Consider the following 16,826-nt stretch of genomic DNA (forward strand, 5'->3'; position numbering starts at 1 on the left):
GTTTTAGCCTATTCAATTGCTGTTTCTGTTTTTAAGTCAGAATCGTTTGGAGACATCGCTGATATTTCGCCATGTTTCACGTGAAACACTTTATAATTTTCTATTGTTGTAATTGTTTTTTCATTTTCAGAGCAAACATTATTACAAATACCATCATTAAAGCGCTCAAAAAAAGGAGTTAAAACATCATTGCTAATTGCAGTAATTACCACTTGGCAATCTAATATTTCTAACGCCTTTGATAGCGCTTTACGAGAATTAATATCTAATTCTGCACCAATATCATCTATTAATAAAATTGGTTTTACTCGTTCAACTCTAGCTATTAATTTAGCTTGGGTAAAAGTTAACGCGAGTAAAAACAACTTTTGTTGACCTCTAGATAGTTGAGTCTCTAAAGGCTGTTTATCAAGGAGAAATTTCACATCAAATTTATGAGCACCATATAAACTATATCCATATTTAGCTTCACGTTCTTGATTACTAAAAAGTACTTCTTCTAATTCTCTTTTTTGTGGCCATCCTCGTAAGTATTGTACCGTTACTCTGCTCTTCAAACTTGGCAGTAGCAGTGTTAGCCAACCATCTAATTCATTAATCAAGGTTAAGCTATACTCTTCCCTTACACTAGCAACTTCAGCAGACATTTGACAGAACTGCTCAGTCCAATATGACAGCATAGCGTTAGATGCACTTGAATGATGATTTAATCTAATACAAGCATTTCTTTGTTTTAAAACTCGATTAAAGTTTTTCCATTGCTGTGCAAATGAATGTTTCACGTGAAACATGCCTAAATCGACAAACCTTCTGCGTTCCCTAGGTCCACCAAAAAAAAGTTTAAAGCTCTCTGGCGTAACAATTTGTATTGCAATATTTTTAGCTAACACTGATAAGCGATTCTGAAATTCACCATCAATTTTAATAGTTGTTGAGCCTGTACTAATATCACGACTTAATCCTAGTTGGCGATTATTTCCATCTCTAACACTAACAACAAAGTTAGTTGTCTCGTGACAAGCTAGTGCATCAAGTTTACTTGTTCTAAAAGATTTACCATGTCCTAGAAAAAAAAGTGCCTCTAATAAACTACTTTTTCCGCTACCATTATCCCCAACAAAAAAGTTTAATTGTGAGTGAAAATCAATTGTAGCATCATTTAAGTTACGAAAATTTTTGGTAACTAATTTAATAACACTCATTTAGTTAATTTCAATGGTAAACAAACTATAAGCGCATTGGCATAACAACATAAAGCGCTTCACCAGAATCTGCACCTTCAATAACAACGCTTGAATTAGCATCAGCTAAAGTAAACTTAACTTTTTCATCTTTAATCGCATTTAGTACATCAAGTACATAACTAACATTGAAACCTATTTCGAGTTCATCATATGGAAAATCTATTTCTAACTCTTCTTCTGCTTGCTCTTGCTCTGGGTTATTAGCTGTAATTTTTAATAAAGAATTTAAAAAATTTAAACGAACACCTTTAAATTTTTCATTCGATAAAATAGATGCCCGTGACAATACTTGACGTAATTTTTCTTTATCAGTAACAAATATTTTATCACCATTACGAGGTAAAACTCGACGGTAATCAGGAAAACGTCCATCAACTAATTTACTTGTAAACGAAAATTCTGAATCAATAATACGAATATGATTAGAGCCAAGATAAACTTGCACCGCTTCATCAACAGGAGCAAGCAAACGAATTATTTCTAAAATACCTTTTCGAGGAACAATAACTTGTCTTGCTGGTAGTGTTAAAGATTCATTTGAAATTTTACAAATAGCTAATCGGTGACCGTCTGTAGCAACAGATCTAATTTCATTACCTTCACTTTCGATCGACATACCATTTAAGTAATAACGAACATCTTGGTTAGCCATTGAGAAATGCGTACTTTCAATTAAGCGCAATAATTCTGATTTTAATAATTTAAACTCAACATCGCCCTTCCATTCTTCAATATTTGGAAAGTCATCAGCTGATAATGTTGATAGCGAATAGCGACTTCTGCCTGACGTTAATTTAACGCTATCATTTTCAGCATTAAAACTTATCATTGAGTTTTCAGGTAAACTTTTACAAATATCAAGTAATTTACGTGCAGGTATTGTTATTTTTCCATCTTCACCCTGATTATCTATTTCAGCATGAGCTACCATTTCAAGTTCTAAATCGGTAGCAGTCAAGGTTAACAAATGCCCTTTAACATCAAAAAGAATATTTCCTAAAATGGGTAAAGTACTTTTGCGTTCAACTGCACCAGAAACTAACAATAATGGCTTAAGTAATAATTCTCTATTAAGTGAAAATTTCATTTATCATCCTGCATTTGAGCAAATTTCTTATTATTAAATTTTAGTTGGTAAAATAATTCTATAACACTAGTGGAAAACATTAAATATTAAGACGATAAGGTTCTAATCAAATTAGAATAATCTTCTTTAATATCATGCAGTTCCTCTCTAAGAGACTTCACCTTACGACAAGCATGTAACACTGTAGTATGATCTCTTCCACCAAAAGCATCACCTATTTCTGGTAAGCTATGGTTCGTTAATTCTTTAGATAATGCCATTGCTAGCTGTCTAGGTCTAGCGACAGATCTGTTTCTTCGCTTCGAGAGCAAATCCGCTACTTTAATCTTGTAATATTCAGCCACAGTGCGTTGGATATTATCAATAGTAACAAGCTTATCTTGCAAAGCTAATAAATCTCGTAAAGCTTCTCTAACAAAATCTATAGTAATCGCTCTACCCGTGAAATTTGCATTAGCAATAACACGATTAAGCGCTCCCTCTAATTCACGTACATTTGAACGTAAACGTTTAGCAATGAAAAAAGCAACTTCATCCGCTAAGTTGATATTACTTTCTTGTCCCTTTCTTTTTAAGATAGCGACACGTGTTTCTAATTCTGGCGGTTCAATCGCAATAGTTAAGCCCCAACCGAAACGAGATTTTAATCGATCTTCAACGGCAACTTCTTTAGGGTAACGGTCACTAGTTAAGATAATTTGTTGATTGCCTTCAAGTAGCGCATTAAAAGTATGAAAAAACTCTTCTTGAGTTCTATCTTTACCAGCAAAGAATTGAATATCATCAATTAATAAAGCGTCAACACTACGATAATATTGCTTAAACTTTTCCATGGAATTATTTTGCAACGCTTTTACCATATCTTGCACAAAACGTTCTGAGTGCATGTAAGCGATTTTAGCATTAGGATTATTTTGTAAAATGCCATTACCAACTGCATGTAATAAATGCGTTTTACCTAAACCAGTACCACCATAAATAAATAATGGATTATAAGCTGCACCGGGATTATCAGCAACTTGTGAAGCGGCGGCTCTTGCTAACTGGTTCGATTTACCTTCAACAAAGTTATCAAAAGTATATTTAACACGAACATTAGCCTTTTTTGGTAAATTTGTTTCCGCTTCAGCAGCGGGAGCTGATTTACTATTTGGACTAAAATTGGCGCCGGCAGAAGTCGCTGCATTTTTTTGTACAGCAGGACTTAGTGGTTTACTACCCACATCAAAACGTAAAAGGTATGAATCCCCACCATCTGTCATTGTTATTAGTTCATTGATTCTATTAACATATTTATCGCGAACCCAATCTAAAACAAAACGATTAGGTGCATATAGTGTTAATATATTATCCGTAACAACACACTGTAGTGGACGAATCCACATACTAAATTGCTGTGCTGGCAATTCTTCTTGAAGAACAGAAAGGCATCGCTGCCAAAGAGAGTGTTCCAACCAAAACTCCAAAGGAAAATATTTCATCCGCTTGTTGTTATTATCTATTTATTAAAAAAGAAGCATTAGAAAATAAACAATAAGATCGTTACTTAAAAGACAAGAAATTTTACGACTTGAAAAAGTAAAACAAACGAAAGTTTTTTATTATGTACTACCATTATCTCTATACTTATCCACAAGTGCAATATTGACAGACAACTATTCGTAATTATTTTTACAATAAACAGCTAAAGACTAGTTTAATTGGCTTATTAGTAAGGTTTTATATTAAAATTACTCAAAAATGGATTACTTACTTTTATTGCTTATACAAATAAAAAAGCAATGAATCAGTAAAAAAATACCATTTAACATCAAACCTGTGGATATTTTTACCCCGTTCGGTGAATAACATTAAAATGCAAGTCACCACAACAGCTAAGATCCTAACGATCATCAAAGGATCTTTTAATAAATATTCAAGATAAAACATTGACAGTGAGCTGAATTAGATTTAGAATTCGGCCTCTTTTTTTAGACCTGTGTGCTCAAATGGCTTTTTTGTCAGGGCAACAACAACCGACGGATTAGCGTAATGAAAAGAACATTTCAACCTAGCGTATTAAAGCGTAAGCGTAACCACGGATTCCGTGCTCGTATGGCAACTAAAAATGGCCGTGCTGTTATAGCTCGTCGCCGTGCCAAAGGCCGTGCAAGCCTTAGTGCTTAATCTTAATTTTATTTCTAAGTTAGAAACTGAATTAAGATGGTAACCAATAAGGTTACTTATGAATTTAATCGGGAGTCACGTCTGTTGACTCCCGGTCACTTTCAATCTGTGTTTAAAAAACCTATCAGATTTGGCTCTCGCCATTTTACTATACTTATTACCCCTACTAATTTATCTGATGATTCATGTAAAAAAAATCGTCTCGGCTTAGCTATTGCTAAAAAACGTGTGAAACTTGCCGTACAACGAAATCGCATGAAAAGAATTATTAGAGAAAGCTTTCGTTTAAATCAACATGATTTACCTGCTATCGACATGGTAGTTATGGTAAAGTCCGGTATTGATCAACTCGACAATAACGAAATCAACCAAGAATTAGAAAAAATATGGCGAAAAATAATTCAGCGCCACAAAAACTAGCAATAGCTTGTATAAAAGGCTATCAGCGTTTTATTAGTCCATTATTGGGCTCTAATTGTCGATTTCAACCAACCTGCTCTACTTATGCAAACCAGGCTATAGAACGCTTTGGTGTAATAAAAGGATGTTGGTTAGCAAGCAAACGAATATTAAAATGTCACCCGTTGAATGAAGGTGGTGAAGATCCAGTTCCCCCCTTAAAAAAAGAAAAATAATATTCCTGCCTTAAAAAGCAGAACAAATTATATACGCTAATACTAAAAGAGTGTTGGTTTGCAGTTAAACCTAGTCTAAAATGCCTTGCTATAAATTACATGCGGGAGGATATAACCTCGTGCCAACCCAAAAACAAGAGAATTAAATCTTATGGAATCTCAACGCAGTCTGCTTTTTATTGCGCTTATGGTTGTTACTTACTTACTTTTTAGTCAGTGGCAAGCAGAAAATTCACCAGCAGTTGAACAACCAACTATTAGTCAAAATGCGAATAATGAACTTGCTGCAGATGCAGAATTTGTTCCTGAATCAACTGACTCATCAGCACCAATGACAAGAGATACAGCTTCAAATGCAAAATTAATTAGTATCGCTACAGATACCTTGCTAGTAAAAATTAATACGCAAGGTGGTGATATTGTTGATGCGAAGCTACTCGATTTTAATACCGAACAAGGTAATAATATTCCATACACCGTAATGCAAAACGGTAATCAAAAATATGTTGCACAATCGGGCTTAACGGGTGCTAACGGCGTAGATAGAGTTATTAAAGGCCGACCTATTTATAGTACGGTTCAAAGTAACTATGAATTAGTTGGTGACAATTTAACTGTAGATCTAACTTTTCAAGATAACAATGGTCTAAGCGTAACAAAACGCTTTTCATTTGTTGCTGGCAGTTACAGTATTGGTGTTGAATACATAATTAATAACAGCACAGCTAACAGTGTTTCAGTTCAAATGTACGGTCAACTTAAACAATCTACATTAAAAGACACTTCATCAGGTATGTTACCTACTTATCGTGGCGCTGCATTCTCTACAAGTGAAGATCGCTATGAAAAATATGATTTTGATGATATTGCAGAAACAAACTTAAATAAAACAACACCTGGTGGTTGGGTTGCAATGCTAGAGCATTACTTTGTTTCAGCTTGGGTACCAAATGCTGAAGATAACAACCAACTGTATACTAACTACAGCAACAACCAAGAAGCTGTTATTGGTTTTAAAGCACCGCCAGTAACAATAGATGCAGGCCAACAAGGCAATACCTCAGCTATTTTTTATGTTGGTCCTAAAGATCAAGCGGTACTAGAGAAAATTGCACCTAACTTAGATTTAACCATTGATTACGGTTTTTTATGGATGATTAGTCAACCATTATTCTGGTTACTATTAACAATTCAAAGCTTTGTAACAAACTGGGGTGTAGCAATTATTATCATCACTTTAATTGTTAAAGGTGGTATGTATCCGTTAACAAAAGCGCAATATACCTCAATGGCTAAAATGCGTGAATTAGCGCCGAAAATGGCACAGCTTAAAGAACGTTTTGGTGATGACAGACAAAAAATGTCTCAAGCTACCATGGAAATGTATCGTAAAGAGAAAGTAAACCCTGCTGGCGGTTGTTTACCATTATTACTACAAATGCCTATTTTCCTTGCGCTTTACTGGGTATTTTTAGAAAGTGTTGAATTACGACATGCACCGTTTGTTTTTTGGATTCAAGATTTGTCAGCAATGGACCCATACTATGTATTGCCAGTATTAATGGGTATTAGTATGTTTGTAATGCAAAAAATGCAACCAATGACTATTCAAGATCCAATGCAACAGAAAATAATGCAATACATGCCTGTTGTTTTCTCAATATTTATGGCTTGGTTCCCATCAGGATTAGTACTTTACTGGTTCGTAAGTAACATGATTTCAATTGCCCAAATGAAAGTCATTTTCAGCGGCATTGAGAAGAAGAAATTAGAAAAAGCAAGTTAACACTTCTTTGTTATAATTTTTAACTTAAGTTCATATTAATAATATAAAAGCGGTTTCTGATAAAGAAATCGCTTTTTTGTTAGTTAAAGATAAATAACGTAAAATAGCTATTATTCAAGCTCTCTATTTTTATAGGTTTAAATCAATGTCATTATTACCTAGTGGTAAATCAACTATTGCAGCACAAGCTACCGCACCTGGCCGTGGTGGTGTTGGTATTATTCGTGTATCTGGGCCTGAAGCAAAAAATGTTGCTCAAGCTATTTTGGGTAAATTGCCTGAAATTAGAAAAGCTGAATACTTACCTTTTTCAAATGCACAAAACGAAATATTAGATCAAGGTATCGCTTTATTTTTTAAAGCCCCTAATTCATTTACGGGTGAAGATGTTATAGAGTTTCAAGGTCACGGTGGTCCTGTTCTTTTAGATATGCTACTTAAAGCTATTCTAGCCTTACCTAATGTTGTTATGGCTAAACCAGGTGAGTTTAGTGAACAAGCTTTTTTAAATGACAAACTTGATTTAACCCAAGCTGAAGCAATTGCAGATTTAATCAATTCAAGTTCAGAACAAGCTGCACGCTCTGCCCTGCACTCACTTCAAGGTAATTTTTCTAAATTAGTTAACGAAATGGTAGAAAGCATTATTCATCTACGTATGTATGTTGAAGCCTCTATCGACTTTCCAGAAGAAGAAATTGACTTTCTTGCTGATAAAAAAATAGTTAACGATCTTAAAGCTATTATCAGCAAAGTTGAAAGCGTACGAAAACAGGCACAACAAGGCAGTATTATTCGTGAAGGTATGCGTGTCGTTATAGCAGGTAGGCCTAACGCCGGAAAATCAAGTTTACTCAATGCATTGAGCGGTAAAGAAAGTGCCATTGTTACCGATATTGCTGGTACTACACGTGATGTATTAACAGAACAAATTCATATCGATGGTATGCCATTACATATTATAGACACTGCAGGTTTACGTGACAGTGATGATAGAGTTGAACAAATTGGAATTGAACGCGCTTGGCAAGAAATAAAACAAGCTGATCGCGTATTGTTAATGGTTGATGCGAGTACCAACCATAATCTTTTAGAAAGTGAACAAGATATTAAAGATTATTATCCTGAATTTTTCGAAAAGCTACCTAATAACATCGGCCTGACCTTAGTAAGAAATAAAGCTGATTTAAACCAAGCAATTCTTGAAGATAATATTGGCTTAGCTGAATTTACAGATAAAAATAATAAAAACCATACTTCGGTAACCTTATCAGCAAAAACTGGCGCAGGCGTTGACAGCTTAAAAGAGCACTTAAAAGCGATTATGGGCTATCAAGGTAGTACTGAAGGTGGATTTATGGCTAGAAGACGTCATTTAACCGCTTTAGATAACACTCATCAGCATTTAATTACTGGTTTAGACCAATTAGAGTCTTATGTAGCTGGAGAAATTTTAGCTGAAGAATTAAGAATTTGTCAGTTAGAGCTTGATCAAATCACCGGTGAATTCACCAGTGATGACCTATTAACTAAAATATTTAGCTCTTTCTGTATTGGAAAATAGGTATATAAATAAACGTTTATACGCCATCGATATAACTTAAAAATAGCCCCTATATTAATATTTTCTCTCCCCTACAAGCATATTGCCACCTTTTAACTAAGAAGGTTAAAAGGTGGCAATATGCTTACCGTAGAAATTTCATCACGAAAACCAGCCGTTATTCGTAATACATTTTCAGCTTTTGTTTTTTCTGAAACTAAAGAACTAGCAGTAATGATTGATAAACCAGAATTGAGTTTTAAGAACAGTAAGAAATATATTTTGATAGGTAATAAACACAGATATGAAGAGCGGTCAGGTTTATCTTATGAAATTAAAGCCGCTTAAGTTATTTTAGATCTTTATCTATACTTTATCGCGGCAATATAACTAATTTTTCTGAGGTAAGTTTCTGTTAAGACGAACTATTGTGCAACTTTTACACGAATTCTGTTTTTAGCAACTCTTGTTTCATGAAGAGCCGAAAGTGCCGATTTTGCTTCTTTCTCATCTGGCATTACCACAAAAGCAAAGCCTTTTGATTTACCTGTTTCTTGATCTAAAACTAAACTACATTCAGTGACAGAGCCATGAGCAGAAAATAAAATACGAAGTTCTTGCTCTGTGGTTGAACGTGAAAGGTTACGAACTAAAAGTTTCATAATGAACCTTATGACTTGATTAAAATATTGCGTAAGTAATTGTCGCACATATTGCCCGTAGTAAGTAATGATAAATAAAAATATTAAACGGCATATTATTACACTCAGTACCTATTAGCGCTTACTTCACTACTCGCTGTTGGTAGTTTTAGACCTCATGCTACCAGCCGTTATTACATCTAGAATAAGTATATTTTCAATATCTATAAAAATATGGATAAAATTAATAGTGAATACTTACTATATAAATATATTTATAAAAATTATCTCTAACACTACTTATTTATCAATTAGCTTACTCATTACTAACAAACTTTAATAAAACTTAGCCAGTTAAAGTACCTATAAAGAAGCGATCTAAACTTTTGTACTTTGTTATTTGGATCTACTTAAGTAAGTAGTAGATCTTATTCCGGATCAAAACAACCATAAAAGACGATCCTCACAAACGGCAGTTAATTAAAATAGCCGGCCTCAATAAGTTTATCATTTAAGCTAACTCGTTCACCTTGAGCTGGTTTACGTATAAGAATACAATCATTTCATTCTTAATCATTAGATCACCTAACTATGAGCTCATTTCAAATAATTGTTGGCAGTATGCTTGGCGGCACAGAATATGTTGCTGAAGCATGTGAAGAACAGCTAAATAAACTTAACCATGACGCAAATTTACACTTAAATCCTAATTTTAATTCGATCCTTGGATCAACTTTTTCACAAGATCCTGCTAAAAAAACAACTTGGCTCGTTTGTACCTCCACTCATGGAGCTGGTGACTTTCCTGACAATATCCAAGCATTTGTTGAAGATCTTAAAAATTGTGTACAAGATCTATCCTCAATAAATTTAATTGTTATCGCTATTGGAGATTCAAATTATGATACTTTTTGCAAAGCAGGCTTTGAATTAAATAAACTATTAATATCAAAGGGTTGTAATAGTTTGTTAGATGTTAAAACTCTTGATATGAGTGAAGATATTGATCCAGAAGATCTTGCACAGCAATGGTTAAGTGAAAACAAGGATCTTTTATAAGCTACTTACACATAAGTTATCAACAAAACTTAGTGTAAAAAACGCATATTGTGGACAATTTAATGGATAAGCGGTTAATTTCATATTATTATTCCGTGTATATCTTTATGGTTTAATTACTCTGTGGATAACTAGTCCTTTTGATCACCGCTTATATGAGACTTGATCAATGTTTGATCACAAGCTTGTCATTCTCTTAACCATATAAAATAATTGAGAAAAAAACACTTACCCACAGAAAACTCGATCCTTAATAAGTAATAGTAATAAGATCTCTATAAAGATCTTATATATATTAGAGAGATCGAGTTACGATCTTTTTACGCATTTGATCGTTTCACTATTGGAAAAAAAACGGTAAAATACGTCTCCTAATTTCAGTTAAAGAAAATTTCTTTAACAACAGTTTTTTAAGGTTCAAATTTATGTGGTATCAAGAGTCGTATGATGTAATCGTTGTTGGTGGTGGCCATGCAGGCACTGAGGCTGCGCTTGCATCTGCCCGAATGGGATGTAAAACACTTTTGTTAACCCATAACATCGATACTTTAGGACAAATGTCCTGTAATCCAGCCATCGGTGGTATTGGAAAAGGACATTTAGTAAAAGAAATTGATGCTTTAGGTGGTTTAATGGCAACAGCCATTGATCATAGTGCTATTCAATTTAGAACCTTAAATGCAAGCAAAGGCCCAGCAGTAAGAGCAACTAGAGCTCAAGCAGATCGAGCGTTATACCGAACTTTCGTCCGTCAATTCTTAGAAAACCAAGAAAACTTAACTATTTTTCAACAACCTTGTGACGATCTGATCTTAGAAAATGATCGTGTTGCTGGTGTTTCAACTCAAATGGGATTGAAATTTAAAGGAAAAACAGTTGTATTAACCGTAGGAACTTTCCTTGCAGGACAGATTCATATTGGTTTAAACAATTATCAAGGCGGACGTGCAGGAGATCCTGCAAGCGTAAATTTAGCATCAAAAATGCGTGATATGCCTTTTAGAATGGATCGTTTGAAAACAGGTACTCCACCTCGTCTAGATGCAAGATCATTAGATTTTTCAGTTATGGAAGAACAACCTGGAGATTCACCACGCCCAGTGTTTTCATTTATGGGATCTGAAAAGGATCATCCAGAGCAAGTTTCTTGTTTTATTACTCATACAAATGAAAAAACACATCAATATATTCGTGAAGGTTTAGATAGATCGCCAATGTATACTGGTGTTATTGAAGGTATTGGTCCACGCTACTGCCCTTCTATTGAAGATAAAATTACTCGTTTTGCTGATAAAACTTCACATCAAATATTTGTTGAACCTGAAGGGTTAACTACTCATGAAATTTATCCAAATGGTATTTCAACGAGTTTACCTTTTGATGTACAAATGAATTTAGTACGTTCAATTAAAGGTTTTGAGAATGCTTTTATCACACGTCCAGGCTATGCCATTGAATATGATTACTTTGATCCTCGAGATTTAAAACAATCACTAGAAAGTAAGTTTATTGAAAATTTATATTTTGCTGGACAAATAAATGGTACGACAGGATATGAAGAAGCTGGTGCTCAAGGTTTAATTGCAGCAACAAATGCTGCTAATAGAGTAAAAGGTCGTGATGAATTTACCCTAGGTCGAGACCAAGCTTATATGGGCGTATTGATAGATGATTTAGCAACCTTAGGTACAAAAGAACCTTACCGTATGTTTACTTCACGTGCTGAATATCGTTTATTGTTACGTGAAGACAATGCCGATATTCGTTTAACTGAAAAAGGCCGTGAGGTTGGTTTAGTTGATGATCTTCGTTGGAAACGTTTTAACGATAAAATGGAAAATATTGAATTAGAGCGTCAACGTTTAAAAGATACATGGGTACAAAAAGATCAAAGTAATATAGACCAAGTAAATGCATTACTAAAATCGCCAATGAGTAAAGAAGCAAGTCTTGAAGATCTTATTCGTCGTCCTGAAGTACGTTATAGCGATTTAATGAAAATAGAAGGTTTAGGCCCTGCTATTGCAGATACACAAGCAGCAGAGCAAATAGAAATTCAAACTAAATATGCAGGTTATATTGATAGACAACTTGATGAAATAGCCAAGAAAAAACGTAATGAAGATACTGTTATACCTCTTGATTTTGACTATACGCAATTATCAGGATTATCAAACGAAGTTGTCGCTAAATTAAAAGATGCTCGTCCAGAAACCATTGGTAAAGCATCTAGAATTTCTGGTATTACTCCAGCAGCTATTTCGTTATTATTAGTTTACTTAAAAAAACATGGTTTACTTAGTAAAAAAATAGCGTAAGCCAATTAAAAAGTATCATTAAAAAATATGACATTAACTTCAAAACTCGAAAACTTGCTTAGTCAAACAACTTTGCAAGTTTCTCCGCAACAAGTAAACTTACTTATTCAATATGTAGAGCTTTTACATAAATGGAATAAAGCTTACAACTTAACATCAGTAAGAGATCCACAAGAAATGCTAGTTAAGCATATAATGGATAGTTTAATGGTAGGTGAAGTGTTGCATGGCAAAAACTTTATCGATGTTGGCACAGGTCCTGGTTTACCAGGTATTCCTTTAGCTATATTATTTCCTGAGAAAAATTTTGTATTATTAGATAGTTTAGGAAAAAGGATCACTTTTCTTAGACAAGTTGTATTTCAATTAAAATTGACTAATGTTCAACCGGTTAAGTCTCGTGTTGAAGATTATTCTGGTGAAACACCTTTTGATGGTGTATTAAGTAGAGCCTTTTCATCACTTAATGATATGGTGACTTGGTGTTCACATTTAGTGACTAAAGAACAAGGACAATTTTTTGCCTTAAAAGGTCAATATCCCAGTGATGAACTGACTAATTTACCTGAAAATATTAGTTTAGTTGCTAGTCATGAAATAAAGGTACCTGAACTTGTAGGCGAACGGCATGTACTTGTTTTAAAAAAGAACTAAAAAGTGTTAAAAACATTGTTTAAATAATAAATTAAATATAATAGAGGCGCTTGTGGGAAAAATAATAGCTGTTGCAAATCAAAAAGGTGGTGTTGGTAAAACAACAACTGCTGTTAATTTGGCTGCGTCTTTAGCTGCTACTAAGCGAAAAATATTATTAATCGACCTTGATCCTCAAGGCAATGCAACAATGGCCAGTGGTATTAATAAGTATGAAGTACCAGCTACTTGTTACGAATTACTTATTGAAGAAAAATCGGTTGAAGAAGTTGCACAAAAGGAAACAACTGGTTTATATGATTTAATTGCGGCTAATACCGATGTTACTGCAGCTGAAATAAAGTTAATGGAAGTATACTCTCGAGAGCATCGACTAAGAATGGCACTTGAGCCAGTAAAAGATCATTATGATTTTATTATTATTGACTGTCCACCATCATTAAATATGCTGACAGTAAATGCGATGACAGCAGCAGATTCTGTTTTAGTACCAATGCAATGTGAATATTATGCTTTAGAAGGGTTAACAGCGTTAATGGATACCATTTCAAAATTAACTTCTGTTGTTAATGATAAGCTTCATATTGAAGGTATTTTACGTACTATGTATGATCCTCGTAATCGATTAGCAAATGATGTATCTGAACAATTAAAGCGTCACTTTGGTGATAAAGTGTACCGCAGTGTTATTCCACGTAATGTACGTTTAGCCGAGGCACCAAGTTTTGGCTCACCTGTAATGTATTACGATAAGTCATCAACAGGTGCAAAAGCTTATTTAGCTTTAGCTGGTGAAGTACTACGTAAAAATAGTACGGTAAAAAATAATTCAACAAAAGCACCAAATAGCGAGCAAGTGGCTAGCTAGAGTCAAGATACTGCAGAGTAATTTCAAGGAATATTATGAGCCCAACAAAGAAAAGAGGTTTAGGCAGAGGCCTTGACGCATTACTTACGCCACAAGTAAGGCCTTCGGAACAAGAAGATAGCAGTAAAAAAAGTGACAAAAATGATGATACTATACTTAAAGATGGTGATTTAAGTAAAATAGCCATTAATAAGTTATCACCTGGTAAGTATCAGCCACGTAAGGATATGTCCGATTCTGCACTTGAAGAACTTTCATTATCCATTAAATCTCAAGGAATTATCCAACCAATTGTTGTTAGACTTATTAATACCGACAATAATGGTGACCGGTTTTACGAAATAATTGCAGGTGAGCGTCGTTGGCGTGCAGCTAAATTAGCAAAATTGACAGAAGTTCCTTGTTTAATAAAAGATGTACCTGATGAATCAGCGGTTGCAATTGCTTTAATTGAAAACATTCAACGAGAAGATTTAAATGCAATGGAAGAAGCTGTTGCCTTAGATCGTTTATTAACTGAATTTGATTTAACTCATCAAGAAGTGGCTTTAGCCGTAGGTAAATCTAGAACGGCAGTAACAAATCTTTTACGCTTAAATAATTTAAATGATGCTGTAAAAACTTTCTTAGAAAATGGTGATATTGAAATGGGTCATGCTCGTGCATTGTTAGCCCTTGATGATACATTACAAGCTGAAGCAGCAAGAACAGTAGCAACAAAAGAATTAACAGTTAGAGAAACAGAAGCACTAATTAAAAGAATTCAAAACCCGAGTGAAGAAAAGCCTGCGAAAGAAAAAGATCAAAATAGCACTAATATAGAGCAAAACTTAGCAGAAAAAATAGGTTTGAATGTTGCCGTTAGTCATAATAAAAAAGGAAAAGGTAAACTCGTTATCTCATATGCTAATTTAGCTGAATTGAATGACTTTATTTCTAAAATAAAATAATACTAACGACTATTAACTACGACCATAAAATCTAGCAGATAAAATACTAGCGAATTAAATAATTTAAGCTTGGCTTAATAAGTTTTTCGCTAGTAACTATATTCCCCTTCATTTAAAACTAGCCACTCCAGGCGATATTCTCTAAAAACTCAACCAGATAAATTACACTAAACTTTTCCTCCAAAATAAACATAGAGTAATAGTTTGCTCTTCAAATAGTATTGTAATATTCAGTAACATAAATTTTAATTACACCCCCTTAATATTCAATAAAACTCATCCGAGCAGTGATGGTGTTAAATAGGCTATTTCATCCTTTAGAATCCTTTAGTTAACTATAATTTAGTACTTTAGTTGTATTTCTCAAATCTATATTAATTATTAGCACAAATAAGGGGCGTTCATTGCCCTATTTTCTTGCAATAAAAGACAATTTAAGTATACTTGCGCAAACTTTTTAACATTAAAGTTTTTACTTTAAAAAACTCGTTGGACTACGACTATATTCGTAATGTAACAGAGATTATTGTTGATGATTTTTTAGATGAGTTTTATTAGTATATATGAGTAATAGCTTAACAAAAGCAGGGCGAAAAGTAGCTCGAACACAAATATTATTCACTATTGCTTTAATGTTAATAACAACAGTAATAATTTATTTTATATGGGGAACTGCCCATGCCAAATCAGCGTTAGTTGGTGGTGCAGTCGCAATTATACCCAATATTATTTTTGCCTTGAAAGCATTTAAATATGCAGGGGCACAGTCGTCTAGGAAAGTAGTAGAGTCTTTCTATAGCGGCGTAAAATTAAAAATGCTTTATACCGCGCTATTATTTGCGTTGGTTTTTAAATTTATGGTAATAGTACCGTCAGCATTTTTAAGTACATATTGTGTAGTAGTGTTTTTTCCACTACTACAGCCTCTGTTTTTAACAAAGCGTTGAAACAGAAGCAAAAAAATTTATAAACTTTAACTTTTGGGATAATAAAATGGCAGAAGAAGTTACTCTCTCAGGCCATATTCAGCATCATTTAACTAATGCGAAAATGTGTACAACCGATAGTGGTTTGGCATTTAATAAAGCATGTAGTGACAGTGGTTTCTGGACATGGCATATAGATACCCTAGCTTGGTCAATTGGTTTAGGGATACTGTTTTTATGGATTTTCCGTAGAGCAGCAAACAAAGCAACCACAGGTGTACCTGATAAATTTCAATGTTTCATTGAAATGGTTATTGATTTTGTTGGTGACAACGTATCTAAAACCTTCCAAGGTAAAAGTGCACTGATTGCGCCATTAGCCCTAACGATATTTGTTTGGGTCTTTTTGATGAACTTAATGGATTTAATTCCTGTTGATTTCTTACCTGCATTAGCTGGGTTTGTTGGTGAAACAGCATTCGGTATGGATTCTCATGATGTATACATGAAAATTGTACCAACAACAGATATTAATCTTACTGCGGCATTAGCTGTGGGCGTATTCTTGTTGATGATAGCTTATTCTATAAGAATCAAAGGTGTTGGTGGTTTTATTAAAGAACTTACTTTGCACCCTTTTAGTACAAATAACAAACTTGCAATGGTATTTTTAATCCCTTGTAATTTATTACTGGAAACAATCGCATTAGTCGCTAAGCCATTCTCGTTAGCACTGCGTTTATTCGGTAACTTATATGCTGGTGAGTTGATATTCATCTTAATCGGCGCTGTAGGTTTAATGCAACTTCCGTTGCACTTTGTGTGGGCTGTATTCCATATACTAGTAATTGTATTACAAGCATTCGTATTTATGATGCTAACAATCGTTTACTTAAGCATGGCAAGCTCGGACAATCATTAATTTTTAACTTTAACTTTAACTTTAATT

17 protein-coding genes are annotated in these 16,826 nt (G+C 33.9%); 13 read left to right on the forward strand and 4 right to left on the reverse strand.

Going from position 1 to position 16,826, the window contains the following annotated elements; genetic code table 11:
• Nucleotides 1–8: 8 nt before the first annotated feature.
• From recF to dnaA, 3 genes are all read right to left on the reverse strand, one after another.
• A complete protein-coding gene (gene recF, locus Q4503_RS00135; protein WP_215971634.1) occupies nt 9–1,202 on the reverse strand; it encodes a DNA replication/repair protein RecF in 1,194 nt (397 codons plus the stop codon).
• Between the two features lie 25 nt (nt 1,203–1,227).
• Nucleotides 1,228–2,331: a DNA polymerase III subunit beta gene (dnaN, locus tag Q4503_RS00140; protein ID WP_215971635.1), complete on the reverse strand. Its 1,104-nt coding sequence runs from the start codon at nt 2,329–2,331 to the stop codon at nt 1,228–1,230.
• 86 nt (nt 2,332–2,417) lie between these two features.
• Nucleotides 2,418–3,785 carry a chromosomal replication initiator protein DnaA gene (dnaA, locus tag Q4503_RS00145; RefSeq protein ID WP_303601067.1) on the reverse strand — a complete coding sequence of 456 codons (1,368 nt, stop codon included), beginning with the start codon at nt 3,783–3,785 and terminating at the stop codon, nt 2,418–2,420.
• A gap of 577 nt (nt 3,786–4,362) precedes the next feature.
• Here dnaA and rpmH point away from each other — a divergent pair.
• From rpmH to Q4503_RS00175, 6 genes are all read left to right on the forward strand, one after another.
• Nucleotides 4,363–4,497 carry a 50S ribosomal protein L34 gene (gene rpmH, locus Q4503_RS00150; protein ID WP_033080930.1) on the forward strand — a complete coding sequence of 45 codons (135 nt, stop codon included), beginning with the start codon at nt 4,363–4,365 and terminating at the stop codon, nt 4,495–4,497.
• A gap of 84 nt (nt 4,498–4,581) precedes the next feature.
• Nucleotides 4,582–4,917, forward strand: a complete 336-nt coding sequence (rnpA, locus tag Q4503_RS00155) for a ribonuclease P protein component (RefSeq protein WP_252727341.1) — start codon at nt 4,582–4,584, stop codon at nt 4,915–4,917.
• The gene (gene yidD / locus Q4503_RS00160) at nt 4,884–5,132 is read left to right on the forward strand and encodes a membrane protein insertion efficiency factor YidD (RefSeq protein ID WP_215971638.1); all 249 of its coding nucleotides are present in this window, start codon (nt 4,884–4,886) and stop codon (nt 5,130–5,132) included. The genes rnpA and yidD overlap by 34 nt, the downstream gene beginning before the upstream one ends.
• A 151-nt stretch (nt 5,133–5,283) precedes the next feature.
• Nucleotides 5,284–6,918, forward strand: coding sequence for a membrane protein insertase YidC (gene yidC / locus Q4503_RS00165; RefSeq protein ID WP_215971639.1), 1,635 nt, complete (start codon nt 5,284–5,286; stop codon nt 6,916–6,918).
• 145 nt (nt 6,919–7,063) lie between these two features.
• Nucleotides 7,064–8,482: a tRNA uridine-5-carboxymethylaminomethyl(34) synthesis GTPase MnmE gene (mnmE, locus tag Q4503_RS00170; RefSeq protein WP_215971640.1), complete on the forward strand. Its 1,419-nt coding sequence runs from the start codon at nt 7,064–7,066 to the stop codon at nt 8,480–8,482.
• A 120-nt stretch (nt 8,483–8,602) separates the two neighbouring features.
• The gene (locus Q4503_RS00175; protein WP_303601068.1) at nt 8,603–8,809 is read left to right on the forward strand and encodes a hypothetical protein; all 207 of its coding nucleotides are present in this window, start codon (nt 8,603–8,605) and stop codon (nt 8,807–8,809) included.
• A 77-nt stretch (nt 8,810–8,886) separates the two neighbouring features.
• Here the strand turns inward: Q4503_RS00175 and Q4503_RS00180 are convergent, their stop codons facing one another.
• On the reverse strand, nt 8,887–9,123 hold the full coding sequence (locus Q4503_RS00180) for an RNA-binding protein (RefSeq protein ID WP_303601069.1): 237 nt from the start codon (nt 9,121–9,123) through the stop codon (nt 8,887–8,889).
• Nucleotides 9,124–9,693: 570 nt separating this feature from the next.
• Between Q4503_RS00180 and Q4503_RS00185 the strand changes: the two genes are divergently transcribed.
• The 7 genes from Q4503_RS00185 (at nt 9,694) to atpB (ending at nt 16,799) form a co-directional block, all read left to right on the forward strand.
• Nucleotides 9,694–10,161, forward strand: a complete 468-nt coding sequence (locus Q4503_RS00185) for a flavodoxin domain-containing protein (protein ID WP_303601070.1) — start codon at nt 9,694–9,696, stop codon at nt 10,159–10,161.
• 425 nt (nt 10,162–10,586) lie between these two features.
• Nucleotides 10,587–12,479, forward strand: coding sequence for a tRNA uridine-5-carboxymethylaminomethyl(34) synthesis enzyme MnmG (gene mnmG, locus Q4503_RS00190; RefSeq protein WP_215971649.1), 1,893 nt, complete (start codon nt 10,587–10,589; stop codon nt 12,477–12,479).
• Nucleotides 12,480–12,506: 27 nt separating this feature from the next.
• On the forward strand, nt 12,507–13,133 hold the full coding sequence (gene rsmG, locus Q4503_RS00195; protein WP_215971650.1) for a 16S rRNA (guanine(527)-N(7))-methyltransferase RsmG: 627 nt from the start codon (nt 12,507–12,509) through the stop codon (nt 13,131–13,133).
• Nucleotides 13,134–13,185: 52 nt separating this feature from the next.
• On the forward strand, nt 13,186–14,001 hold the full coding sequence (locus Q4503_RS00200; RefSeq protein ID WP_215971651.1) for a ParA family protein: 816 nt from the start codon (nt 13,186–13,188) through the stop codon (nt 13,999–14,001).
• Nucleotides 14,002–14,036: 35 nt separating this feature from the next.
• On the forward strand, nt 14,037–14,951 hold the full coding sequence (locus Q4503_RS00205; RefSeq protein WP_303601071.1) for a ParB/RepB/Spo0J family partition protein: 915 nt from the start codon (nt 14,037–14,039) through the stop codon (nt 14,949–14,951).
• A 563-nt stretch (nt 14,952–15,514) separates the two neighbouring features.
• Complete coding sequence (locus Q4503_RS00210; protein ID WP_215971653.1) at nt 15,515–15,898, forward strand: ATP synthase subunit I; 384 nt, start codon at nt 15,515–15,517, stop codon at nt 15,896–15,898.
• A 46-nt stretch (nt 15,899–15,944) separates the two neighbouring features.
• Entirely contained in the window at nt 15,945–16,799 is an 855-nt protein-coding gene (gene atpB / locus Q4503_RS00215; protein WP_215971654.1) for a F0F1 ATP synthase subunit A, read from the forward strand.
• Nucleotides 16,800–16,826: the final 27 nt, after the last annotated feature.

Origin of the sequence: Colwellia sp. 6_MG-2023 (genome assembly GCF_030547765.1) — a bacterium.
Taxonomy (GTDB): Bacteria; Pseudomonadota; Gammaproteobacteria; order Enterobacterales; family Alteromonadaceae; genus Colwellia.